The organism is Pseudomonas sp. Tun-23181 (genome assembly GCF_057415455.1).
In genome coordinates, this window is sequence record NZ_CM171630.1 from 2599139 (window position 1) to 2622108 (window position 22970).

At 65.5% G+C, this 22970-nt stretch carries 23 protein-coding genes; 10 read left to right on the top strand and 13 right to left on the bottom strand.

The genetic code is table 11. The features are described 5' to 3' along the window. Positions 1–3: 3 nt before the first annotated feature. The 5 genes from ACDI39_RS12405 to ACDI39_RS12425 form a co-directional block, all read right to left on the bottom strand. Complete coding sequence (locus ACDI39_RS12405) at positions 4–1038, bottom strand: PDDEXK nuclease domain-containing protein (protein ID WP_486538781.1); 1035 nt, start codon at positions 1036–1038, stop codon at positions 4–6. Between the two features lie 507 nt (positions 1039–1545). Then, the gene (locus ACDI39_RS12410) at positions 1546–2406 is read right to left on the bottom strand and encodes an efflux RND transporter periplasmic adaptor subunit (protein WP_225789457.1); all 861 of its coding nucleotides are present in this window, start codon (positions 2404–2406) and stop codon (positions 1546–1548) included. A gap of 10 nt (positions 2407–2416) precedes the next feature. Further along, the gene (locus ACDI39_RS12415; RefSeq protein ID WP_225789458.1) at positions 2417–2617 is read right to left on the bottom strand and encodes a DUF1656 domain-containing protein; all 201 of its coding nucleotides are present in this window, start codon (positions 2615–2617) and stop codon (positions 2417–2419) included. Continuing rightward, on the bottom strand, positions 2607–4784 hold the full coding sequence (locus ACDI39_RS12420) for an FUSC family protein (protein ID WP_225789459.1): 2178 nt from the start codon (positions 4782–4784) through the stop codon (positions 2607–2609). The genes ACDI39_RS12415 and ACDI39_RS12420 overlap by 11 nt, the downstream gene beginning before the upstream one ends. Then, on the bottom strand, positions 4781–6307 hold the full coding sequence (locus tag ACDI39_RS12425; protein ID WP_225789460.1) for an efflux transporter outer membrane subunit: 1527 nt from the start codon (positions 6305–6307) through the stop codon (positions 4781–4783). Before ACDI39_RS12425 ends, ACDI39_RS12420 begins: the two co-directional genes overlap by 4 nt. Positions 6308–6486: 179 nt before the next feature. Between ACDI39_RS12425 and ACDI39_RS12430 the strand changes: the two genes are divergently transcribed. Together ACDI39_RS12430 and ACDI39_RS12435 are read left to right on the top strand one after the other, a co-directional pair. Beyond that, positions 6487–7434, top strand: coding sequence for a LysR family transcriptional regulator (locus tag ACDI39_RS12430; RefSeq protein ID WP_225789461.1), 948 nt, complete (start codon positions 6487–6489; stop codon positions 7432–7434). Positions 7435–7515: 81 nt separating this feature from the next. Further along, on the top strand, positions 7516–8490 hold the full coding sequence (locus ACDI39_RS12435; RefSeq protein ID WP_225789462.1) for a 2-hydroxyacid dehydrogenase: 975 nt from the start codon (positions 7516–7518) through the stop codon (positions 8488–8490). A 68-nt stretch (positions 8491–8558) separates the two neighbouring features. Here the strand turns inward: ACDI39_RS12435 and ACDI39_RS12440 are convergent, their stop codons facing one another. Then, complete coding sequence (locus ACDI39_RS12440; protein WP_225789463.1) at positions 8559–9461, bottom strand: DMT family transporter; 903 nt, start codon at positions 9459–9461, stop codon at positions 8559–8561. 248 nt (positions 9462–9709) lie between these two features. On the opposite strand from ACDI39_RS12440, the gene ACDI39_RS12445 reads away from it, so the two are divergent. Next, a complete protein-coding gene (locus ACDI39_RS12445) occupies positions 9710–10585 on the top strand; it encodes a helix-turn-helix domain-containing protein (protein ID WP_225789464.1) in 876 nt (291 codons plus the stop codon). Between the two features lie 39 nt (positions 10586–10624). Here the strand turns inward: ACDI39_RS12445 and ACDI39_RS12450 are convergent, their stop codons facing one another. From ACDI39_RS12450 to ACDI39_RS12460, 3 genes are read right to left on the bottom strand one after another with little or no spacing between them, the layout of a single operon-like run. After that, positions 10625–10942, bottom strand: coding sequence for a DUF3325 domain-containing protein (locus ACDI39_RS12450; protein ID WP_225789465.1), 318 nt, complete (start codon positions 10940–10942; stop codon positions 10625–10627). After that, on the bottom strand, positions 10942–12516 hold the full coding sequence (locus ACDI39_RS12455) for a PepSY-associated TM helix domain-containing protein (RefSeq protein ID WP_225789466.1): 1575 nt from the start codon (positions 12514–12516) through the stop codon (positions 10942–10944). Before ACDI39_RS12455 ends, ACDI39_RS12450 begins: the two co-directional genes overlap by 1 nt. Beyond that, entirely contained in the window at positions 12513–12815 is a 303-nt protein-coding gene (locus ACDI39_RS12460; RefSeq protein WP_225789467.1) for a DUF3649 domain-containing protein, read from the bottom strand. Before ACDI39_RS12460 ends, ACDI39_RS12455 begins: the two co-directional genes overlap by 4 nt. A gap of 196 nt (positions 12816–13011) precedes the next feature. Here ACDI39_RS12460 and ACDI39_RS12465 point away from each other — a divergent pair, with 196 nt between their 5' ends. The 5 genes from ACDI39_RS12465 to ACDI39_RS12485 all read left to right on the top strand — a co-directional run bounded on the left by ACDI39_RS12465 (position 13012) and on the right by ACDI39_RS12485 (position 17883). After that, the gene (locus ACDI39_RS12465) at positions 13012–13506 is read left to right on the top strand and encodes a sigma-70 family RNA polymerase sigma factor (RefSeq protein ID WP_253079964.1); all 495 of its coding nucleotides are present in this window, start codon (positions 13012–13014) and stop codon (positions 13504–13506) included. Beyond that, the gene (locus ACDI39_RS12470; RefSeq protein ID WP_253079965.1) at positions 13503–14432 is read left to right on the top strand and encodes a FecR domain-containing protein; all 930 of its coding nucleotides are present in this window, start codon (positions 13503–13505) and stop codon (positions 14430–14432) included. The genes ACDI39_RS12465 and ACDI39_RS12470 overlap by 4 nt, the downstream gene beginning before the upstream one ends. Before the next feature lie 104 nt (positions 14433–14536). After that, positions 14537–16864 (top strand): TonB-dependent Fe(3+) dicitrate receptor FecA, encoded by a 2328-nt coding sequence (fecA, locus tag ACDI39_RS12475; RefSeq protein WP_486538787.1) that lies wholly within the window; start codon positions 14537–14539, stop codon positions 16862–16864. A gap of 257 nt (positions 16865–17121) precedes the next feature. Beyond that, entirely contained in the window at positions 17122–17457 is a 336-nt protein-coding gene (locus ACDI39_RS12480; protein ID WP_225789471.1) for an HPF/RaiA family ribosome-associated protein, read from the top strand. A gap of 123 nt (positions 17458–17580) precedes the next feature. Then, the gene (locus ACDI39_RS12485; protein WP_486538789.1) at positions 17581–17883 is read left to right on the top strand and encodes a DUF3509 domain-containing protein; all 303 of its coding nucleotides are present in this window, start codon (positions 17581–17583) and stop codon (positions 17881–17883) included. Between the two features lie 75 nt (positions 17884–17958). On the opposite strand, the gene ACDI39_RS12490 is transcribed toward ACDI39_RS12485, so the two are convergent. Further along, positions 17959–18432 carry a phosphate-starvation-inducible protein PsiE gene (locus tag ACDI39_RS12490; protein ID WP_225789473.1) on the bottom strand — a complete coding sequence of 158 codons (474 nt, stop codon included), beginning with the start codon at positions 18430–18432 and terminating at the stop codon, positions 17959–17961. A gap of 252 nt (positions 18433–18684) precedes the next feature. Here ACDI39_RS12490 and ACDI39_RS12495 point away from each other — a divergent pair, with 252 nt between their 5' ends. Next, complete coding sequence (locus ACDI39_RS12495; RefSeq protein WP_253079967.1) at positions 18685–18948, top strand: YebG family protein; 264 nt, start codon at positions 18685–18687, stop codon at positions 18946–18948. Positions 18949–19087: 139 nt separating this feature from the next. Here the strand turns inward: ACDI39_RS12495 and ACDI39_RS12500 are convergent, their stop codons facing one another. Then, positions 19088–20107, bottom strand: a complete 1020-nt coding sequence (locus ACDI39_RS12500) for a Leu/Phe/Val dehydrogenase (RefSeq protein WP_225789475.1) — start codon at positions 20105–20107, stop codon at positions 19088–19090. Between the two features lie 123 nt (positions 20108–20230). On the opposite strand from ACDI39_RS12500, the gene ACDI39_RS12505 reads away from it, so the two are divergent. Then, positions 20231–21037 carry a SirB1 family protein gene (locus ACDI39_RS12505; RefSeq protein WP_225789476.1) on the top strand — a complete coding sequence of 269 codons (807 nt, stop codon included), beginning with the start codon at positions 20231–20233 and terminating at the stop codon, positions 21035–21037. On the opposite strand, the gene maiA is transcribed toward ACDI39_RS12505, so the two are convergent. Beyond that, positions 21031–21663 (bottom strand): maleylacetoacetate isomerase, encoded by a 633-nt coding sequence (gene maiA, locus ACDI39_RS12510; RefSeq protein ID WP_253079968.1) that lies wholly within the window; start codon positions 21661–21663, stop codon positions 21031–21033. The two genes, ACDI39_RS12505 and maiA, sit on opposite strands and share 7 nt — an antisense overlap. A gap of 11 nt (positions 21664–21674) precedes the next feature. After that, positions 21675–22967 (bottom strand): fumarylacetoacetase, encoded by a 1293-nt coding sequence (gene fahA, locus ACDI39_RS12515; protein ID WP_225789478.1) that lies wholly within the window; start codon positions 22965–22967, stop codon positions 21675–21677. Between the last annotated feature and the right edge of the window lie 3 nt (positions 22968–22970).

Here is a 22970-nt window from a genome sequence, read left to right on the forward strand (position 1 = left end):
CAATCAATGGCCTGCCAATTCCCTCTCAATCTGTTCGATGCTCGGTAAGCTTGTCTGCAACTCTTCCGGCAAGGACTCGATCAATTGATATTCCGCAACGCCAATCGGTTGGGCCTTGTCGCGTAATGCATATTCGGCAACGACCTTGTTCTTGCCTTTGCAAAGCAGTAAACCGATGGTGGGACTGTCCTGCTCTGTCTTCACTTGGAGATCGACAGCCGTGAGATAGAAGCTCAACTGCCCTAGATGCTCAGGTTTGAATTTGTCAGTTTTCAATTCAATGACGACATAGCAACGTAGTTTGAGGTGGTAGAACAGAAGGTCAATGTAGAAATCATCACCGCCAACCTCCAGATGAACTTGCCATCCAACGAAAGCGAACCCTGCCCCCAGCTCCAGCAGAAATTGAGTAATGTGCTCGACCAACGCTGCTTCGATCTCTCGCTCACTGGCCTCTTGGGCAATATTCAAAAAATCGAATAAATAGGGATCCTTGAGGGTCTGACGAGCAAGGTCGGTTCCTGATGATGGCAAGCGTGTCGAGAAATTAGTGATGGCATTGCCCTCACGCTCCAACAATCTAGATTCGATGTGTAACTGCAAGGTCGCTCTCGACCAAGCGTGCTGTCGTGCTCGCTGAGCATAGGCGAGCCTTTGTTCCGGGCTTTTTAACTTGCTCAGGAGCACGAGGTTATGCCCCCAGGGCAATTGTCCAACAACCTGTTGGACAATTGCTTCGTCTGGCCAAGCGTCAGCGAAAGCACGCATGTACATCAAATTGGCACGTGAGAATCCTTTCATGCTCGGAAACGCCGTTTTCAGGTCGTATGCAAGACGCTCGATGACCTTGGCCCCCCAGCGCTGGGCCTTTTGGCGCTCAATGATGCCACGCCCCAGATGCCAGTAGAGGCTGATCAGCTCGTGGTTGACTGCAAGGCTCGCCCGCTGCTGGGCATTGTGGATACGAGTTTTCAGATCGGCTAGCCAGTCAGAGTAGCCTTCTGGCGGGGAAGTGAGTGATATGGGCGTGTCAGGCATTAGATAGAATCTGCATGATCGAAGGGAAGTGGTAATCCCAGACTGCCTCCATTGGAAATCATGGCCAATACTGGCAACTCTCAGATTTTCCTCACTGCCTGTAGTCCATTTCCCAAAAATAAATATTCAAAACATTGCGTGCTATCAGCACAAAATGCAGGCTCCTGTCCCATCATATGGACAAGCCCACGCCAGTGAACGAGGACGGTACCAAGCGGGCCTACGAAAACAACGACGATGCGTACAGGGTTTTCCAGAAGACTTGCTCAGCGGCCACGCTCCTGATGACTGGGATGAAATGTTGAAAGAGGCTACTGACGCAATGGAGCGGCTCAATACCTAGCGGTTGTCAGGCAAGACTTTCTGCCGCCTTTTCGGGCCGCTTCACCGGCAAGCCGGCTCCCAGTGGGCAGCGGTGCAAGCACACCATGTGTCATACAGAGGACCCTGTGGAAGCCGGCCGGCGATGGGCTGCAAAGCAGCCCCTGCATCGATGCCCAATCAGGATCACCCCTCCCCCGGCGTGACCACCACCGTACAGGTCGTCCCCGCCGCCAGCAAAAATCCTTCCGGCACTTCATCGATATGGATCCGCACCGGCACCCGCTGGGCCAGCCTCACCCAGTTGAAGGTCGGGTTCACATCGGCGATCAGCTCCCGGCTCTGCGGATTGTCACGGTCGTAGATGCCGCGCGCGATGCTCTCCACATGCCCTTTGATGCGCTCGCCGCTCATCATCTGCAACTCGGCCTCATCGCCCACCTTCACATGGGGCAACTTGGTCTCCTCGAAGAAGCCGTACACCCAGAACGAGTGCTCGTCGACCACCGCCATCACCGGCTCCCCGGTGCGGGCGTAATCCCCCCTGTGGATATTCAGGTTGGTCACGTAGCCATCGACCGTGGCGACGATCCGCGTGCGCTTGAGGTTCAGCTCGGCGGCGGCGAGCTGGGCCTGGGCCTGCTGGTAGTCGGCCAGGGCAGCAGTGGCGATGTTGCTGGCGTCGTCGCGGTTCTCCCTGGAGATCACCAGGTTGTCCAGGTCGGCACGGCGCCTGGCATTGACCTTGCGCATCTCCCAGGTGGCCTTGCGCGAGGCGACCTGTGCCCGGGCCTGCTCGACCGCCAGCTGGTAATGCTCGGGGTCGATCTGGATCAGCACATCGCCCTTCTTCACCCGCTGGTTGTCGCGCACCGGCACGTCCACCACGTAGCCGGGCACGTCGGCGGCGACATTGACGATGTCGGCGCGCACCCGGCCGTCGCGGGTCCAGGGCGTGGTCATGTAGTGCAGCCACAACTGGCGGCCGATCACCACGGCGGCGGCCAGCACCAGCAGGGTGGCGACCAGGCTGAAGAACTTTTTCATCGAAGGACTCTCACCAGTAGAGCGACAGCGCCAGGGCGCCGAACAGGCAGACGAACAGGCTCAGGCGCAGCAGCGCCGGATGCCAGAAAAAACGGTAGCCATCCACGCTCGCGATGAAGCGGTCCAGGCCCCAGGCCAGGCCCGCGGCGAACAGGAACATCAAGGTCATGGTGGGCATGTACACGCCATGGAAGGCGATCTCACGGGGCATGGTGCAATCCTTTCGCCGGCGCCAGCGGCGATCGTGGGTCGAGCAGGGAAGTACGGATGAAATGCAGGTAGCTCTGCACCCGGCGCAGCACCGAGGTGTCGAAGTGCCGGGCGAAGGGTTCGTCGGTGGCCCGCACGCGGCTGATGGCATGGTCCACCGCCACCAGGGCGCGTTCGTGGTTGCTGGCGTTGGGCAGCAGGAACAGCCGCGCCAGGGCCCGGCCCATGACACGGATGGCCTGGCGCCAGGGCTGCGATTCGGCGTAGGCCGGGTGCACCGGGGCACCGGCCTGCTCCTTGCGCAGCTCGATGATGGCGTGGCCGATCTCCGACACCACGAACATCCAGCGCATCAGCTCGCTCTGCACCTGCGGCTTGCCGGCCGCCAGGCCATAGGCCTGGTGCAGCAGGTCGCGGGTACGGCTTTCGAAGGCCGAGCCCAGCCCGCGCAGGCGCCCGCTGATGGCGAACAGCACCTGTTCGCGCAGGTCCTGCTCCAGGCGGCTCCACAGCCAGCGGCTATTGGGCGGCAGGATGATCGCCCCGGCAGCCGCGCAGACCAGCATGCCGATGACCATGCCGAGGTAATCGTTGATGAAGGTGTAGGGGTCGTAGACCGTCAGGTTGTTGGGCACCGAGCCGATGGCGAAGAACACCAGCAGGCCGATCCCATAGCCGGCATAGGCCGGACGCGAGGAAAGGAAGGCGCCGAGCACGAACACCGGCGCCAGCACCATGCACAACAGCGCAAAGCCATCGATCCAGGGGAAGACGAAGAAGGTCTCGAAGAAGCCGACGAAGGCGCCGAGCAAGGTCCCGCAGGCCATCTGGAACGACATGCGCCGAGGGTTCGGCGAGGCGGCCGACAAGCCCACGGTGACGCAGGCGATCAGGGTCATCATGCCGCCGCTCGGCCAGTCGCTGAGCAGCCAGTAGCTGCCCAGCAGCAACAGCACCGCCGAGGCGCGCATGCCCGCCGCCAACGACACCAGCCAGTTGGTCCGCGACACGTAGGGCTCGTCCCACTGCTCGCGCTCATGCTTGTGCACGGCCAGCGAGGCGTGGGTCTGGGCGTAGCTGTACAGGTCGTCGACGAAGCGGTACAGCAGCTCGTAGGCAGTGTGGAAATCCAGCAGGTCGGCCTCGCTGGGCTGGGTCTGCAGGTAGGCCGCCCGCAGGCCGCGTACCTGGGCCTGCAGGCCGTCCTTGTAGGCGGCCAGCTCGAGCGTCAGGCGCAGCGCGTCGGCGTCGGTCAGGGCCCGGTCGACATAGGGTTCGAGCAACTCGGCGAGGGTCGCAAGGCCCGGTTCGATGGCGCCGACGATCTGCAGCGGGCCACGGGCGCGCAGGCGCTCGAGCAGCCGGTGCAGGGCGTTGAAGCGCGTGGTGATGGCCATGAACTCGCTGTTCATGCGCACCAGCCGGCCGCTGCGCCGACGCATGTGCGGGTCTTCGAAGGCGGTGACGTTGCGCAGGCTCTCAAGGCCCACCGCCTCGGCGATGAAGCGCACGTTGCTGCTCTCGTAGCGGTCGCGCTGGCTATCGCCGTGCAAGGCCTCGACCACCACCCTGGCGAACACGCCAAAACGCTGGTACAGGGCGTTGCGCATGGCAGCGCTGGCCGACTGGGGCAGGATCGCCGCACTGACCAGGGTGGACACGAGAATGCCCAGGGAGATCTCCAGCACCCGCCAGACCGCCGCCATGAACGCCCGGTCGGGGTGCTCCAGCACCGGCAGGCCGATCATCGCCGCGGTGTAGCCGGCCAGGACGAAGCCATAGGCGCGGAAGGTGCGGTAGCGCATGGCACCAGCCGAGCACAAGCCGACCCACAGCGCCAGGCTGGGCAGGAACAGCTCGGTGTTCTGCGGAAAGAGGGCGATCAGCGCGACCATCATCGCCGAGCCGGCCAGGGTGCCAAGCACCCGGTAGAAGCTCTTGGCGAACACATGGCCACTCTGCGGCTGCATGACGATGAACACGGTGATCATCGCCGTGCGCGGCTGCGGCAGCTCCAGGCGCATGGCCAGCCACAAGGTGATGAAGGCCGCCGCGAGGATCTTGAAGATGTAGACCCAGGTCACCCCGTCGGTACGCGCCCAGGCAAAGAAGCCCCGGCGCCATTCCAGGCTGTGCAGCCAGCGCAGGGCCAGGCTCGGTACGCTCATTCGGCGTGGCCCGGTCGGTCGAAGATGGCCAGGGTCGCCGGTGTCCTGGGCGCCGCCTGGCGCTCCTGCTCCGGCACATCCTGGCCCGCCTGCAAACCACCACCGAGGGCGGTGACCAGTTCGGCATGGGCGGTCAGGCGCGCGGCCTGGACCTGCTGCTGCACCTGCTGCTGGCGAAACAGCAGCGTCTGGGCGTTGAGCACCTCGAGGTAGCCGGTCAGGCCGCGCTGGAAGGCGACCATGGCGATGTCATAGGTCTTCTGCGCGGCCGCCACGGACTCGGCGGCAAAGTGCGCCTGCTCCTTCATCGACTCGCGCCGGATCAGCTGGTCGGAGATGTTCTTCAGCGCCCCCACCACCGTCTGGTTGTAACGTGCCACGGCCACGTCGTAGCCAGCGGACGCCACGCCCAGTTGTGAGCGCAGGCGACCACCGTCGAAGATCGGCAGGCTGATGGCCGGCCCCACGTTGTAGTTGAACTTGCGTCCGGTGATGAATTCCAGCGGGCCACCACCGGTGGCCATGAAGCCGAGGCCGCCGACCAGATCGACGTTGGGGAAGAAACCAGCATGGGCAACGTCGATGCCACGGGCCTGGGCCGCCACCTGCCAGCGGCTGGCGACCACGTCGGGGCGCTGGCCGACCAGTTCGGCAGGCAGGTTCGACGGTAGCTTCAGCGGCGCGCCGAGGGTCAGGCTCGGGCGCTGGATCTGCGCGCCCTCCCCCGGCCCCTGCCCGGCCAGTGCCGCCAACTGGTTGCGCGCCAGGGCGATCTCTTCACCGAGCGCATCGAGCTGGCGATGGGTCTCCGGCAACGGCGCCTCGGCCTGGCTGACCTCGAAGTGGGTGCCGATGCCGCCGGCAAGACGACGCTTGGCCAGGGCGAGGATCTGTTCCTGTTGCCCCAGTTCGGCCTTGACGATGTCGCGCTGGGCGAAGTGCAAGGCCAGTTGGATATACACCTTGACCAGGTTGTTCACCAGCTCCAGCTGGGCCTGACGCGCCTCGGCGACGCTCATGTGAGCCAGGTCCACCGCCTGCTCGCTGGCATTGCGCTCGCGGCCCCAGAGGTCGAGGGCGTAGCTCAGGCCGATGGCGGCATTGTTGTCCCAGGTGTTGGCGCCGGACAGCGCGCCGGGGCCGTAGAACTGATCCTCTGGCCAGTTGTGACGCTTGAGGGTCGCCTCGCCGTTGGCCTGCAGCTTCTCGGCCGACTCGACCACGCCGGCCATGGCCTTGGCCTCGCGCACCCGCGCCGCGGCCAAGGCCAGGGTCGGGCTGCCAGCCAGGGCCAGCGCCACCCAGTGGTCCAGTTGCGCATCGCCATAGGCACGCCACCACTGCTGCTCGGGCCAGTGGGCGTCGTGAGCGGCTTCGCGGATCGCGTCGTCGGTGGTCAGGGTGTTGGCTTGCAGCGTCTTGCTTTGCGGGGCGATGCCCCAGGTTCCGATACAGCCGCTCAAGGTGAGGCTGAGGGCACAGGCACTGAGCGCATTCAGCGCTCTGATGATGCGACGCGGCACAGCTGCGATTTCCCGGATGAGGTGGATGAGGCCGGGCAATTCTAGGGGGCGCTCGCACTGGCGATAAGCGCATATTCCTGCGAATCTTTGTTACCAAAACAGCGATAATCCGGCTTTAGTCGGAAGACCGTTTAGGTTACTTCATGTCACAATTTTGTCCTCTACCTTGAGAGTGACCCATGGACACCCTGCAAAACATGCGTGCTTTCAGTTGCGTGGCCCAGCTCGGCAGCTTCACCGCTGCCGCCGCGCAACTGGATACGACCACCGCGAACGTCTCGCGGGCGGTCTCCAACCTGGAAGCCCATCTGCAAACCCGGCTGCTCAACCGCACCACCCGGCGCATCGCCCTCACCGAGGCCGGCAAGCGTTACCTGATGCGCTGCGAGCAGATCCTGACCTTCGTCGAGGAGGCCGAAGCCGAGGCCAGCGACGCCCACGCCCGCCCGGCCGGGCAGTTGAAGGTGCACTCGATGACCGGGGTCGGCCAGCATTTCGTGGTCGATGCCATCGCCCGCTACCGCGAGTCGCACCCGGACGTGACCTTCGACCTGACCATGGCCAACCGCGTACCGGACCTGCTCGACGAGGGCTACGACGTATCCATCGTGCTGGCCAGCGAGCTGCCGGACTCCGGTTTCGTTTCGCAGCGCCTGGGGATCACCTACAGCATCGTCTGCGCCTCCCCGGAATACGTGGCCAGGCACGGCATCGCCCACAAGCCGGCCGACCTGCTCCAGCATGCCTGCCTGCGCATGGTCAGCCCCGTGATCCCCCTGGAGAAGTGGCTGTTCAACGGCCCGGAAGGCCAGGAGATGGTCAACATCACCACCTCGCCGTTCCAGGTGAACTCCGCCGACGCCATGAAGACCGCGATCCGCAGCGGCATGGGCGTGGGCGTGCTGCCGATCTACTCGGCCATAGACGGCCTGCGCGACGGCAGCCTGGTGCGGATCATGCCCGACTACCGGCTGCAGGAGCTGAACCTGTACGCGATCTACCCTTCGCGCCAGTACCTGGATGCCAAGATCAAGACCTGGGTCGAGTACCTGCGCAATTCCCTGCCCGAGATCCTCGCGGCGCACGAGGCCGACCTGAAGACCCACGAGCTTTTGATCGCCAACTGACGGGGGCCGCAAGCTGCAAGCTTGCAGCCCGAAGTCCGAAGTCCGAAACTGCCCTCCCCCGCCTTGCAGAGAAGTAGCCCGATGAAAAAGACCGTCCTGGCCTTCAGCCGCATCACCCCGGCCATGGCCGAGCGCCTGCAGCAAGACTTCAACGTGATCGTGCCCAACCCCAAGCTCGGCGACATCGCCGCCCAGTTCAACGAAGCCCTGCCCGAGGCCCACGGCCTGATCGGCGTCGGCCGCAAGCTGGGCCGTGCGCAGCTCGAAGGGGCGGCGAAGCTCGAGGTGGTCTCCAGCATCTCGGTGGGCTACGACAACTACGACCTGGCCTATTTCAACGAACGCGGCATCGCCCTGACCAACACCCCCGACGTGCTCACCGAAAGCACCGCCGACCTGGGCTTCGCCCTGATCATGGGGTGCGCCCGCCGGGTCGCCGAGCTGGACGCCTGGACCAAGGCCGGCCAGTGGCGAGCCACCGTGGGCCCAGCCCAGTTCGGCAGCGACGTGTACGGCAAGACCTTGGGCATCGTTGGCCTGGGCAACATCGGCGCGGCCATCGCCCGCCGTGGCCGCTTCGGCTTCGGCATGCAGGTGCTGTACAGCGGCAACAGCCGCAAGCCGGCCCTGGAACAGGAGCTCGGTGCCCAGTACCGCAGCCTGGAGCAACTGCTCGGCGAAGCCGATTTCGTCTGCCTGGTGGTGCCGCTATCCGATGCCACGCGCAAGCTGATCGGCGCGCGCGAGCTGAAGCTGATGAAGCCTAGCGCCTTCCTGGTCAACATCTCCCGCGGGCCGGTGGTGGACGAAGCAGCGCTGGTCGAGGCCCTGCAAGACGGCACCCTCCGTGGCGCCGGGCTGGATGTGTACGAGCGCGAACCGCTGGCCGAGTCGCCGCTGTTCAGCCTGCCCAACGCCCTGACCCTGCCGCACGTCGGCTCGGCCACCGCCGAGACCCGCGACGCCATGGCCAACCGGGCGATGGACAACCTGCGTGCGGCGCTGCTGGGCAAGCGGCCACAGGACCTGGTGAACCCGCAGGTGTGGAAACACTGATCGATGGGTTGACCACTCAGGCCCTATCGCTGGCAAGCCGGCGATAGGGCCGCACAGGCAACGCAGCACTACTTGACCGTAACCACCGCTGCAGGCGCCTTGGCCCTTGGCTTGCGAAACACCAGCACGTTGCCCACCATCACCGCCACCAACCCCAGCAGTGCCGGCGGCGTCCACTGATAGCCCTCGGCAAAGGCCGACACGTTCAGCGCCACCAGCGGGAACAGCACCGTGCAATAGGCCGCCCGCTCCGGCCCCATGCGGCCCACCAGGGTCAGGTAGGCGGTGAAGCCGATCACCGACCCCGGGATCACCAGGTACAGCAACGAACCGATGTAGCGTGCATTCCACTCCATGGCGAACGGAATGCCACTGAACAGGCAATACACCGACAGCATCGCCGCCCCATAGACCATGCCCCAGGCATTGGTGGTCATGGGCTTGAGGCCGGCCTTCTGCTGCAGGCTGGAAAGCAGGTTGCCCGCCGAGAAGCACAAGGTGCCGAACAACGCCAGGCCCAGGCCGTACAGGGTCTGGCGGCTGGCCGCATGGCCGGACAGCTCCGGCCAGAACAGCAGCCCCAGGCCGAGCAGCCCCAGGGCGCCGCCGCCGAGCACATTGGTCGCGATGCGCTGGCCGAAGAAAACCCGCGCATTCAATGCGTTCCACAAGGTCGCGGTGGAGAACACCACGGCGATCAGGCCGCTGGCGATCCACTGGCTGGCGGTGAGAAAGCACATGAAATTGACGCAGAACAGGCACAGGCCCTGGGCCAGGCAGACCAGGTGGCCACGTCGATCCATCGGTTGCAGGCGGCGGGTCAGCAGGAGGATGGCGAATAGGATCAACCCGGCCAGGGCGAAGCGGTAGACGATCGACACCGGGATGGCGACCACGCCCAGTTGCAGCTTCAAGGCGATCCAGGTGGTGCCCCAGATCAAGACGGTGAGCAGGTACAGCGACAGGTTCATGGCAGCAATTCCTCGGGCATAGCGAAGTCGGTGCCCGGCACACCGCAAGACACGCCGCCCCCACGCCGTCGAGAGCGACGCGTTCCCTGTGGGAGCGGCTTGCCCGCGATCGAGGGCGCAGCCCTCGCCAGGACTTACAGTCTCCCCTCCCCCTCCGTCGCCACGCTTGCACAAACTTGCGCTTTTGCAGCGTCAGGGGCTGCCAGCCCGAGGTCGTCGCAGTAGGATGGCATCGAGAGGAAGCGCCGATGACCCCACTGACCCAGCTGCACGTCTTCAATGCCATGCACGCCTCGCCCCATGCCCGCCTGGAACTGAGCGCGCAACTGGGCGACGGGCTGGCTGCAGCCCTGTGGCGCAACCGCGACGACGCCCGCGACTACCTTGCCCCCAGCCACCATACCCTGTCGTGCTACATCGCCGACGGCACCGGCACCTTCCGCCGCCAGCGCCCGGCCGACAAGGGCGCGCCGGACAAACTGTGCATCATGCCTGCCGGCCACGAGTCGAACTGGGTGGTCAATGGCCCGATCCGCCTGGCGCACCTGTACATCAGCGAAGAACAGTTCGCCCTCGGCTGCATCCGCCTGCTCGATCGCGAACCACGCGAGATGCAGTTGCAAGAGGCGACCTTCCTCGACGATCCGCAGCAGGCCCGGCGCTTCCGCCAACTGATCGCCCTGGACTGGAGCGAACCCGGCGAGCGCCTGCTGGCCAGCAGCCTGGCCCACGAGATCATCGACCACGCGGTGCTCTGCCAGGCCGGCCTGCGCCAGGGCGTGCGCCTGAAAGGCGGGCTGGCGCCACACCAGCGCCGGCAACTGGTCGATTACATCGAGGCGCACCTGGACCAGCCCATCACCCTGGGCGAGCTGGCCCTGCGCTGCAATCTCTCCGAGTACCACTTCGCCCGCATGTTCCGCAGCAGCTTCGGCCTGCCGCCACACCAGTACCTGCTGGCCCGCCGCCTGCACCACGCCTGCCAGTTGCTGCGCCTGGGCCAGTTGCCGCTGGGCCAGGTCGCCCTGCTCTGCGGCTTCGCCAGCGCCAGCCACTTCAGCAACCGCTTCCGCCAGGTGCTGGGGGCGACGCCCGGCGAATACCGGGCCGCTTTCTCGAATTAGTCAGCATTGGGGCCGCTACCCAAATGGCAGTTGAACAGCTTAGACAGCCAGCAGCGGCCCCAGCACCAGGCTCGCCGCAGCCAGCCCCAGCAGCAGGCGCGGCTGGTACGGCAGGCCGAAGACCCACAGGGTCACCCCGGCCATCAGCACCGCGATCCATTCCACCAGGCCCAGCGCCCAGCCGCGCAGGTGCACCGCGAGCACCAGCGACAGCGCCAGCAGCACCCAACCGCCGATGCGTAGAGCACGCACCAGCTGGGCACCGGGCTTGCACCCCAGCAGGTCGTTGAAGTGCTTTTCCATGGCCAGGCAAAGGGCGGCAAAACCGGCGAAACCGATCAAGGCAATACTCAACATCAATTCACCTGCGCCGTATCGCCGGCGGACTTGGCCGCGCGCGGCGCACGCTTGGCAGTGGGTTTGGGCGTGCGCAGCATCTTGCTGGCAGCCCAGGCGAGGAACAGGCCGGAGGCCAGCGCGGTGAGGTCGAAGCCGGCCATGGCCCAGTCGCCCACGGCGATCGAATGATCCAGGCCCTGGCCAGTGCTCAGGCCATTGAGCAGCGGCAACAAAGCAAACGCCAACGCCCCCAGCCCCAACTGCTCGACCCAGGCCCGGCGCCCCGGGCGCAGCAGCGCGTGGACCAGCGACAGCGTCCAGGCCAGGAAGAAGGCATTGACCTCCCAGTCGGCACGCCCCTGCAGGGCCACCGGCAGCAGGCGGTTGGCCCAGAAGAACGCTGCCACGCCAAGCATCAGGCCACTCATGCTGGCGATGTTGAGCACTTCGACCAGGCGCAGCTCAGCCGGCATGTGCGCGCTCTTGGCATGCTTGAGCTGGCGTTTGCCCAGCCACATCACCAGCCCGGTACCGATCACCGCCGTACCGGCCACGCCGAAGACGAAGTACAACCAGCGCAACCAGGGCCCAGCGAAGTTGCCCATGTGCAGCCCGACCAGGGTGAAGGAGGTCATCATCGCCGCGCTTTCCGGCGCACCCTGGCTCAGCAGCTCGCCGCTGGCGCCGTCGAAGGTCCAGTTGGCGCTGCGCTTGTAGGCCACGTTATCTGCCGAGGCCTGGGTGAAGGTCACGCGGGCATTGGCGTCGCCGGGGTTCTGCACTTGGATGTAACCGATGCGCCCGCCCGGTACCCGCTCCTGGACCTTGGCATACAGACTCGGCAGCGGCACCAGCGGCGCCGCGACACCGGCCAGCTTCGGCGGCTCGTCGCGCCCGAAGAGGTCGTTGAAATAGCCGTTGGGGCTGCCATAGCTGGCCAGGATGCCGGCCGGCATCACCAGGTACATGAAAAGCACCAGGCTGCTGTAGCTGATCATCAGGTGGAACGGCAGCACCAGCACGCCGATGGCGTTGTGGCCATCGAGCCATGAGCGCTGCCCCTTGCCCGGGCGGAAGGTGAAGAACTCCTTGAAGATCTTCTTGTGGGTGATGATGCCGGTGACCAGGCCCAGCAGCATGATGAAGGCGCAGAAGGTCGACAACCAGCGGCCCCAGGGATAGGGCATCTCCAGTTGGAAGTGAAAGCGGTAGAAGAATTCGCCGCCGCGGCTGTCGCGGGCCTCGACCTCCTGGCCGCTTTGGGCGTCCAGCGACTTGCCGGTGAAGCCACGGCGCCCGCCGGCGTCCCTGTCGCGCCAATTGACGCTCAGCGCCGCCTCGCGCGCGTTGGGCAGGCGGATGAACCAGCTGCCGGCATTGCCGGCGTTGGTTTCCAGGTAGCGCTGGGCCAGGCCCAGGCTCGCCATCGAATCGAGCGGATGGCTGTGGACTTCCGGCTGGCTCCAGTGATTGATCTCCTCCTTGAAGTACGACAGCGTCCCGGTGAGGAAGATGGCGAACAACAGCCAGCCGAAGATCAGGCCGGTCCAGGTGTGCAGCCAGGCCATGGCCTGGCGGAAGCCCTCTTTCATGGGTTTTTCATCCAGTAGGCCAGCCCGTTGATCGCCCCCAGCACCAGGCTCGGCAGCAGTACGCCCAGCCAGGCACGTGCGGCGCTACGGCAGGCGAAGCACCAGATGAAGGCCAGCAGGTAGAACAGGAACGACAGCATCATGCCGGTCAAGGCCGCATCGACCTGGCGCATCGGCGCCAGCAGCGAGATGCACACGCTCGCCATGGAGGCCAGCAGGTAGCCGCCCAGCAAGGCGGCCAGGCTGCGCGAGGTCACGGCCAGTCGATAGGCCAGGGGCAGGCCGGCTTTGCTTTTCATGGCGGCGGTCCGGGAAGCATCGGGGGCTCAATAGTAATGATTTCAATTCTCATAGGCAAAGCCTGGGCGATGCCTTGGGTTTGCGGGGGCTTTGCCCCGCATGGCATCGGCAGCGATTGCCCTGCACCGCCCTGCCCGAATACAATGCGAACAATTCTTACTTGCAGATGCGTCGAAAGGCGCCGGAGTCGCATCGGTGCCCAGTGCCCTCTCTTCCACGGTCGAAGGCCTCTACCACGCCCATCACAACTGGCTGACCGGTTGGCTGCGCCGCCGCCTGGGCTGCCCGCAGAGCGCCGCGGACCTCGCCCAGGACACCTACGTGCGCCTGCTACAGGCCCGCGAAGCGCCCCAGTTGGTCGAGCCGCGCGCCTTCCTCATCACCGTGGCCAAGCGCGTGCTGTGCAACCACTTTCGCCGCCAGGAGCTGGAGCGTGCCTATCTCCAGGCCTTGGCCGAGGTTCCCGAAGAGGTGGCGCCGAGCGAGGAGCAGAAGGCACTCATCTTCGAGACCCTGCTGGAACTCGATCGCCTGCTCGACGGCCTGCCACCGCTGGTCAAACGGGCCTTCCTGCTGGCCCAGATCGACGGCCTGGGCCAGGCCGACATCGCCCGTGAGCTGGGCATCTCGCTGGCCACGGTCAAGCGCTACCTGAACAAGGCAGCCCTGCGCTGCTACTTCGCGCTATGAACACCAGCTTCTCCCCGCAGGTGGCCGAGCAGGCCGTGCACTGGCTGATCGAGTCCCAGGGCGAGGACTTCGACCTGGCCCAGCAGCAGGCCCTGGAGCGCTGGCTGCAGGCCGACCACGAGCACCAGCGCGCCTGGGCGCATATCCAGCAGGTCAACCAACGCTTGCGCGGGGTGGCCTCGCCGGTGGTGCACGCCACGCTGCAGGCGCCCCCCTCTCCTGCGCGGCGGCGAGCGCTCAAGGCGCTGTTGCTGGTCGGCGTGGCCAGTGCCACGGGGCTGGGCTTGCGACAGCACAATCCCCTGCCAGGGCTGATGGCCGACTACCGTAGCCCGGTCGGCCAGCGCCGGCGGATGCACCTGGACGACGGCAGCCTGTTGCAGCTCAACACTCGCAGCGCCGCCGACGTACGTTTCGATGGCCAGCAACGGCAGGTGCACCTGCTCGAAGGTGAAGTGCAATTGCAGGTGGCCAAGGACCCGCGCCCCTTGCTGCTACGCACTGGCGAGGGTGCGCTGCAACTGACGCAGGGGCGTTTCAACGTACGGCAGTTCGCCGACTTCAGCCTGGTCTCGGTGTTCAGTGGCTCGGCGAGCCTGGCCGGGCAAGCGTTGCTGGCCGGTCAACAGGCCAGGTTCGCCAACGGTGGTTGGCATGACATTGCACCGCTGAACCGCAATATCGGAGCCTGGGTCGACGGCATGCTGGTGGCCTCGCACATGCGTCTGGCGGACTTTCTCGCCGAGCTCGGGCGCTATCGGCACGGGCAACTGGGGTGCAGCGACCAGGTGGCCGAGCTGCGGATCTCCGGGTCGTATCCGTTGGACGACAGTGAACGGATCCTGGAGATGCTGGAAGTGGCGTTGCCGGTACGGGTCAAGCGGTTTACCCGCTACTGGGTGAAGGTGGAGCCGCGAATCGGTTGACCCGCCGCCAAGCGAAACCCGGAAAAAAATTGCAATTCACCTGAGCCATTTTCAAAGGCTCGCGTGACAGAGAAGGCAGAACCCCCTTCTCAAGGACCACTCGCATGCTGTTTCGTCCCAGCCCCCTCGTCCAGGCCTTGTTGCTCGCCACCGCCCTGGGCCTCACCGTACCTACCATCCAGGCCGCCGATGCCCGCGCCTATCACATCGCCGCCGGCGCCCTGGAAGATGCCCTCAACCAGTTCGGCCGCGAGAGCGGCGCGCTGATCAGCTTCGGTTCGCACCTGACCCAAGGCCTGCAGAGCCCAGGCCTGGAAGGCGAATACGATGTACGCCAGGGCCTCGATACGTTGCTGCGCGGCAGTGGCCTGCAGGCACGCCAGGAAGCCGACAACGCCTACAGCCTGCAACCGGCCGCCGCCAGCACCGCCGGTGCGCCCGTGGAGTTGAGCGCCTCGACCGTGGTCGGCGACTGGCTGGCCGAAGCGCGCCAGGACAACGTCTTCGAACACCCCGGCGCCCGCGACGTGGTGCGCCGCGAAGACTTCGAGCGCAACGGCGCCAGCACCGCCCGTGAAGTGCTCAACCGCATCCCGGGGGTGAACGCACCGGAAAACAACGGCACGGGCAGCCACGACCTGGCGCTGAACTTCGGCATCCGCGGCCTCAACCCACGCCTGGCCTCGCGCTCGACCGTGCTGATGGATGGCATCCCGGTCCCCTTCGCCCCCTACGGCCAGCCACAGCTGTCGCTGGCACCGATCAGCCTGGGCAACATGGACGCGGTGGATGTGGTACGCGGCGGCGGCGCGGTGCGCTACGGGCCGCAGAACGTCGGTGGCATCGTCAACTTCGTGACCCGGGCGATCCCGGAGCAAGCGACCTTCAAGGCCGCCATGCAGAACCAGATCAGCCCCTCGTCGAGCCACGACGGCTTCAAGAACAGCGCCAACCTGCTGGTCGGCGGCACCCACGACAACGGCCTGGGCGGCGCCCTGCTGTACTCCGGCACCCGCGGCGGCGACTGGCGCGAGCACAGCGACACGCAGATCGACGACCTGATCCTCAAGGGCAAGCTGCAGCTCGACGAGGCCAACAGCCTGCACGCCATGGCCCAGTACTACGAGGGCGAGGCCGACATGCCCGGCGGCCTGAGCACAGCCGACTTCGACGCCGACCCGTACCAGTCGACACGCCTGCAGGACAAGTTCTGGGGCCGCCGTACGCTGGTCAATGTCGGCTACGACTACAAGCAGGACGACCGCCAGTTCAGCGTCAACAGCTTCTTCACCAAGACTCTGCGCAGCGGCTACCTCGACCAGGGCAGCTTCGTTTCGCTGTCGCCACGCGAATACTGGGTGCGCGGCATCGAGACCCGCTTCTCGCAAGGCCTGGCCCTGGGCGACAGCTGGCACGAGCTGGGCATCGGCTACCGCTACGTCAACGAAGCCGGCCACGAGCTGCGCTTCCGCGAGCCGATCAACGGTGATCTGCCGACCACCGCCAGCCGCAACGACCGCGATACCCGTGGCGGCACCGAGGCCCACGCGATCTACCTGGACGATCGCATCGACATCGGCCGCTGGACCATCACCCCAGGCATCCGCTACGAGATGATCGACTCCGAGCAGAGCAACAAGCTTACCGGCGAGCGTTACCAAGGCAGCTACAACACCGCCCTGCCAGCGCTGAACGTGATGTACCACCTGACCGACACCTGGAACCTCTACGCCAACACCGAAGGCTCCTTCGGCAGCGTGCAGTACAGCCAGATGCCCAACCGGGTCAGCAGCGGCGAGGTCAAGCCGGAAAAAGCGCGCACCTGGGAAGTCGGCACCCGCTACGACAACGGTGACCTGCAGGCAGAGATCGGCGCCTTCCTGATCAACTTCGACAACCAGTACGAAAGCAACCAGACCAACGACTCGGTGATCGCCCGCGGCGAAACCCGCCACCAGGGCATCGAGACCAGCGTGCGCTATGCCCTCGACGGCCTGAACCCGGCACTGGCCGGCTTCGATGTGCACGCCAGCTACGCCTTCGTCGACGCCACGATCCGCGAGGACGGGCCGAACAAGGGCAACCAGGTGCCGTTCTCCTCGCGGCACAAGGGCACCTTGGGTATCGGCTACACCGAGGGCCCATGGCAGTTGAACCTGGACAGCAGCTTCCAGAGCAGCCAGTACGCCGACAACGCCAACACCGGCAGCGAAAGCGCCGACGGCAGCACCGGGCGCATCCCCGGCTACATGCTGGTCAGCACCCGCGCCGGGTATGACTTCGGGCCGCAGTTGTCGAACCTGAAGGTGGCGGTGGGGGTGAAGAACCTGTTCAACCGCGAGTACTACACCCGCTCGTTCGATGACAACAACAAGGGCAAGTACGTGGGGGAACCGCGGACGGTGTATGTGCAAACGTCCGTGGCGTTCTGAAGACGACGGGTCAGTTGAATAGTGCTTCGAGTCTTGGGGCTGCTTTGCAGCCCCAAGTGGCAATGGAAAGTCCCGACCGACCAGCCCAGAGCGAACCCACCCTCTCCACCCGAATTTGCAACAGGAAATTTATTTTGCAGAAGGGCTTGAATTCGTTTCGCCATTGCCTGACTTTACAGTCAAGAGGCGAAGAAATTCCAAGGGCCTCAGTGGCCTAGGCACGCCTCCACGCGAGCAAGCTGAATAAGGATTGAATCATGCAAATCCAGGTCAACAGCAGCAATCACCTCCAAGGCAACATCCGGCTCAACGAGTGGGTCCGCAGCACGCTGGAAAGCACGCTCGAACGCTACGAGGACGACCTCACCCGCATCGAGGTCCACCTGCGCGACGAGAACGGCGCCAAGCCCGGCCCCCAGGACAAACGCTGCCAGATGGAGGCTCGCCCGAAAGGCCATCAACCGATTTCCGTGACCCACACCGCCGCCTCGCTGGACCAGGCGGTCGATGGTGCCGCCAGCAAGCTGAACAATGCGCTGGAGCACTTCTACGGCAAGCTGCGCAGCCGCCGCTCGGTGATCCAGCCCGAGTAACCCTGTAGCCCTCGACGCCCGGTGCCCGCACCGGGCGTTTTCGTTCCCGCCGATCGAAGGCCCTGAACCAACCTCCCGCTCACCCGGTCAATTCCTGCAGACATTCATTCGCAGACACCGACCATGAACAACCCCTTCGACCAGATCAGCGACGCCTTCGCCCCCCGATACCGGGTCAACCTGAGCATCGAACGCCTGGACGGCAGCATCATGCTGACCCTCTCCGACGACAGCGGCGTGGTCGCCAAGCGGCTGATCACCGAGGTCCAGCGCAACGACCCGGTACGCCTGCAGCGGCTCATCGACAGCATCCGCCTGGGCCTGGCCATCGAGCAGGGCCATAGCGTCATGGAAGTCCTCGCCGCGCTGACCGAAGGCGGCACCCGCCGTGGTATCGCCTGGCAGCCCAGCAATATCGCCCGCTAGCGCTGCCAGCCGAAGCGCCTGCGCACATTGTGCTTCGAACCCCCGCCGGTACATCCACCGCTCCTGGGCAGAAACTCAGACCTTGCCGTCGTCCAGGTCCTTGCCACTGGCATCGATCACCCGGGTGGAGGGGTAGCGGTACGAGGCATAGCGCACCACCAGGATGGAAAACGCCAGCAGCAGGATGCCCCCGCACAGGTATAACAGGCCCGCATCCGGCGCCTTGTGGTGCGAGACATCGCCGATCAGCAGGCGGGTCAGCGCGGTGATCGCCACGTAGAGCAGGAAGCGGATCGGCATGTGGTTGGTCTTGAAGTAGATCCCCACCATGGCGCCGAGCTCCAGGTAGATGAACAGCAGCAGGATGTCGTCCACGCTCACCCCGCCCTTGCCCAGCATGTCCAGGAAGGTCATCAGCGCCGCGTAGGCGGTGATGCCACCGATACCGAACAACGCCAGGTAGTGGAACGACTCGACGCACAGGTTGCCCAGCGAGTCGGCGGAGCCATGCAGGCCCTTGCGCAGCTTTTCAGCCCATTTGATGTTCACGATGTTCGATTCCCCGATACGACCTGAAGGATGATGCGCCACGCCTGTGACGCTTGTGCCATGCAGTTAAAGGGCCAGGCCCTCGTCTTGGAAGGCGACCGATTGCCGCAAGGCACCTGTGGGCTACGCTTTTGCCGAATGCCTTGGAGATGAAAAGCCATCATCGTGGTTGCAACGAGGCGGCTGAAACGGATACTGTATATAAATACAGTTAGCCAGTAACCCCAACAGCAAAAGGCACAGAGGTGATGAATGGCCGTCGAAGTGGTGTACCGCAGCAGCCGAGACCCGGAGCGCTTGTTCATGGATAAGGCTGAAGCAGATCGTCACGACAAGATGCTCGAGCTGGCCGAACGCCTGGCCGAGGTGTTGCACAAGGCGGTGCCTTCGCTGAGCGAGCAGCAGGTCGAGGAAGCCGGTATCTACATGGCCAGGCATCGTGATGTGTTCGCCCGGGCGTTCAAGAACCAGCCGGATGCGCTGGGGGAGTTGCTCGAAAGTAGTGGGGGCGAGTAAGCCTCACCGTCGCTTGGGGCCGCTTCGCGCTCCATCGCCGGCAAGCCCCCACAGGGCCAGCGCTGTTCACCAATAATGTGCCCTGCAAAGGACTTGTGGGGCTTGCCGGCGATGGGCTGCCGTGGGGCAGCCCCGGAACTCACCCGTAAAGCAACCGCTCCGCCAGCATCTGCGCCACCCGCGCCGGCGAGCGCTTTTCCGCCTGGGCATGGGCGAACACTTCGGTCAGCCGGGTGGGGATGCGCGCCAGGTGCGCGGTGATGGTGCCCAGGTCTTCGCCACAGTGGGTCAGCGCTACGTAGATCAGGCCACCGGCATTGATCACATAGTCAGGCGCATAGAGGATGCCGCGCTTCTCCAACTGGTCGGCCACCTGCAACGTGGTCAACTGATTGTTCGCCGCACCCGCCACCGCCGCGCAACGCAGCTGCATCACGCTCTGGCCATTGAGCACCGGCCCTACGCCACAAGGCGCGAAGATGTCGCAAGGCGTGCTGATCAGCGCATCGTTGGTCACCGGATGCGCATCCAGCTGCTCCACGGCCAAACGCACCCGCCCCGGGTCGAGATCGCTGACCAGCAGCTCCGCTCCCGCCGCATGCAGTTGCTCGGCCAGGGCGTAGCCGACGTTACCCAGCCCTTGCACCGCCACCCGCAAGCCTTCGAGATTGTCGCTGCCCAGCCGGGCCACGGACGTGGCGCGGATACCGGCGAACACCCCCATGGCCGCGTGGGGCGAAGGATCGCCCGAGGCGGTGGTGCTGGTGACATGGGGGGTGACCTGGGCGATGCAGTCCATGTCCAGGGTCGAGGTGCCGCTGTCCACCGCAGTGATGAACCGCCCTTGCAGGGTATCGACGAAACGGCCGAAGGCCTCGAACAATGCCGCGCGGTTTTCCACATGCGGATTGCGCATGATCACCGCCTTGCCGCCGCCCAGCGGCAAGCCAGCGAGGGCCGCCTTGTAGCTCATGCCCTGGGCCAGGCGGATGGCATCGGTCATGGCGCTTTCGTCATCGGCATAGGGCAGGTAGCGGCAACCGCCCATGGCCGGCCCCAATTGCTCGCTGTGGATCGCCACCACGGCCTTGAGGCCTGTGGGCGGGTCGATGCACAGGTGCAGCGACTGGGTGCGGGTGCTTTGCATGAGCGCGAACATCAACGGGCTCCCCGAAGAGGTGCTCTTTCCAGTATAGGCAGCTCTTTGACGCTCGATCCCCTGACGGACCACTGGACGAATCACGGCGCCAGGGCTAAAAGATAAGCGTGTGTGGAGATGCCCATGAACCCACGTCAAGCCTGCCTGGCCTGCCTGGAACGCGAACCTGTCGCCCTGTTGGAGGCGACCCTGTGGATCGCCGCCGAACATGACCGGACGGTAGAGCCGGCGGCAGGCCTTGCCCAGTTGCACGAGCTGCAACGCCAGGTCAGCGCCAACCTGCCGATGCTGCCGCTCGGCGAACTGGCCCAGCCACTGCTGCGCCAACTCAACGCCCTGGGTTTCCAGCAGGACGAGTACCATCCCCTGCGCCCCCAGGCCGCCTTGATGGACAAGGTCTTGCAGCGTCGACGCGGGCAACCGCTGCCGTTGGCCATCCTCGCCCTGGAGCTGGCCCGGCGCCTGTCGATTCCCCTGGAAGGCGTGAACTTCCCCGGCCACTTCCTGCTGCGCGTGCCGGGCGCCGATCACCTGCTCGACCCGTGCGGCGGACGGCGCCTGTATCCGACCGACTGCCGCGAACTGCTCGCCCGCCAGTTCGGCCCGCACCTGCCGCTGAGCGCCGAGCATCTGCGCACGGCCAGCCCCCTGCAGATGCTCCAGCGCCTGTCACGCAACCTGCGCCAGTTGCACACCAGCAACGACAATGACCTGGCCGCGCTGATCGACGCCGAGCGGGTCATGCAACTGGGGCCGGTGACGGTCAACGACTACCTGGCCCGCGCCACCCTCTACCAGCATCTGGACTGCCCCCAGGCCGAACGCTTCGACCTGGAGCATGCCCTGCTGCTGACTGACGACCCGGTGCAGCGCCTCAAGCTGAGCGAACGCCTCGCCCAGCTACCCTCGGCGAAGCGCTCGATTCACTGAGCCGGTGTGTCCACCTGGCAGGAAGGGTGGGCCTTGAGAAAGGCGGGATGCGCCTCGGCCAGGGCGGCGACGCGGCGGATCCTCGGGTAGCTGCCGAGGTCGACGTTGAAGCGCTCGGCCGCATACAGCTGCGGGATCAGGTAGACATCCGCCAGCCCAGGCTCGTCGCCGAAGCAGAAGCCCTCGTCGCCGATCAACTGCTCGACAGCTGCCAGGCCCTGGCCAATCCAATGGGCGATCCACTGGTTGACCTGGGCCTCGTCATGGCCCAACTGGCGCAATTGCTTGAGCACGCTGACGTTGTGCAGCGGGTGGATGTCGCAGCCGATGATCGCCGCCACGCCACGTACCTTGGCGCGCGCCTCGGCATCGACTGGCAACAGCGCCGGCTGTGGATGAACCTCTTCCAGGTACTCGATGATCGCCGGCGACTGCACCAGCAGTGCGCCGCCGTCGGTACGCAGGGCCGGCACGCGGCCCTGGGGATTGAGCGCCAGGTAGCCCGCCGTGTGCTGCTCGCCCTGCAGCAGGTTCACCGGCAGGGCCTGGTAATCCAGGCCCTTGAGCGCCAGGGCGATGCGCACCCGATACGAGGAGGTGGAACGGTAGTAGGTGAACAGCTCCATCGCCCTGCCCCTCAGTTGGCCGCCAGGATCTTGCCGCGGCATTCGCCGAAGCCGATGCTGGCCACGCCGTCGCGGGTGCAGCGGGCGCGCAGGATGATCTCGTCGCCGTCCTCGAGGAACTTGCGCACCTCGCCGCTGGCCAGCTCCACCGGGTGCTTGCCGCCCTCGGTGATCTCCAGCAGGCTGCCGAAGGAGCCAGGCACCGCGCCAGACAGGGTACCCGAACCGAACAGGTCGCCCGGCTGCAACTGGCAGCCGTTGACGCTGTGGTGGGCGACCATCTGCGCCACGGTCCAGTACATGCTGCGGGTATTGCTCAGGGTCAGGCGATGGGCCGGCAAGCCCTCCTCGCGCATGCGCTCGGTGAGCAGCAGCACTTCCAGTTCGATGTCGAAGGCGCCGTTGGCCTGGTCACGGGTGTCCAGCAGGTACGACAGTGGCTGCGGGTCGCCTTGCGGGCGGGCCGGCTGGGCGCAGCGGAACGGCTCCAAGGCCTCGGCGGTGACCACCCAGGGCGAGACGGTGGTGATGAAGCTCTTGGACAGGAATGGGCCCAGCGGCTGGTATTCCCAGGCCTGGATGTCACGCGCCGACCAGTCGTTGAGCAGGCAGAAGCCGGCCACGTGCTCGGCGGCGTCGCCTACCGGGATGGGCTGGCCCATGGCGTTGCCCTGGCCGATCCAGATACCCAGCTCCAGCTCGTAGTCCAGGCGCGCGCAAGGGCCGAAGCTCGGCTCGGCCTGCCCGGCCGGCAGCGTCTGGCCCTTGGGCCGGCGCACGTCGGTGCCGGAGGGGCGGATGGTCGAAGCGCGGCCATGGTAGCCGATGGGCACGTACTTGTAGTTGGGCAGCAGCGGGTTGTCTGGGCGGAACAGCTTGCCGACGTTCTTGGCGTGCTCGATGCCCACGTAGAAGTCGGTGTAGTCGCCGACCTTGGCCGGCAGGTGCATCTGGCACTCGCTGGCCGGGTACAGCGCCGCTTTCAGCGCCGCCTGGTGCTCGCTGTGCTCGCCGAGCAGCGCCAGCAGGCGCTCGCGCAGGGCGACACGGGCCGGGCGGCCGAGGGCGAAGAAGGCGTTCAGCGCGCCGCCACGGGTGGCTTGCACCGCGGCCTTGGCCTCGCCGTCGAACAGCCCGGCGGCCAGTACCGCCTCCAGGTCGAGGATGGCGTCGCCGATGGCCACGCCGCAACGCAGCGCTTCGCCCGGGCGGCTGAAGATGCCCAGGGGCAGGTTCTGCAACGGGAAGTCGCGGTGGCCGTTGGCGTGCTCGACCCAGCTGCGGGCGATGGCGGTCTGGTTCATGGG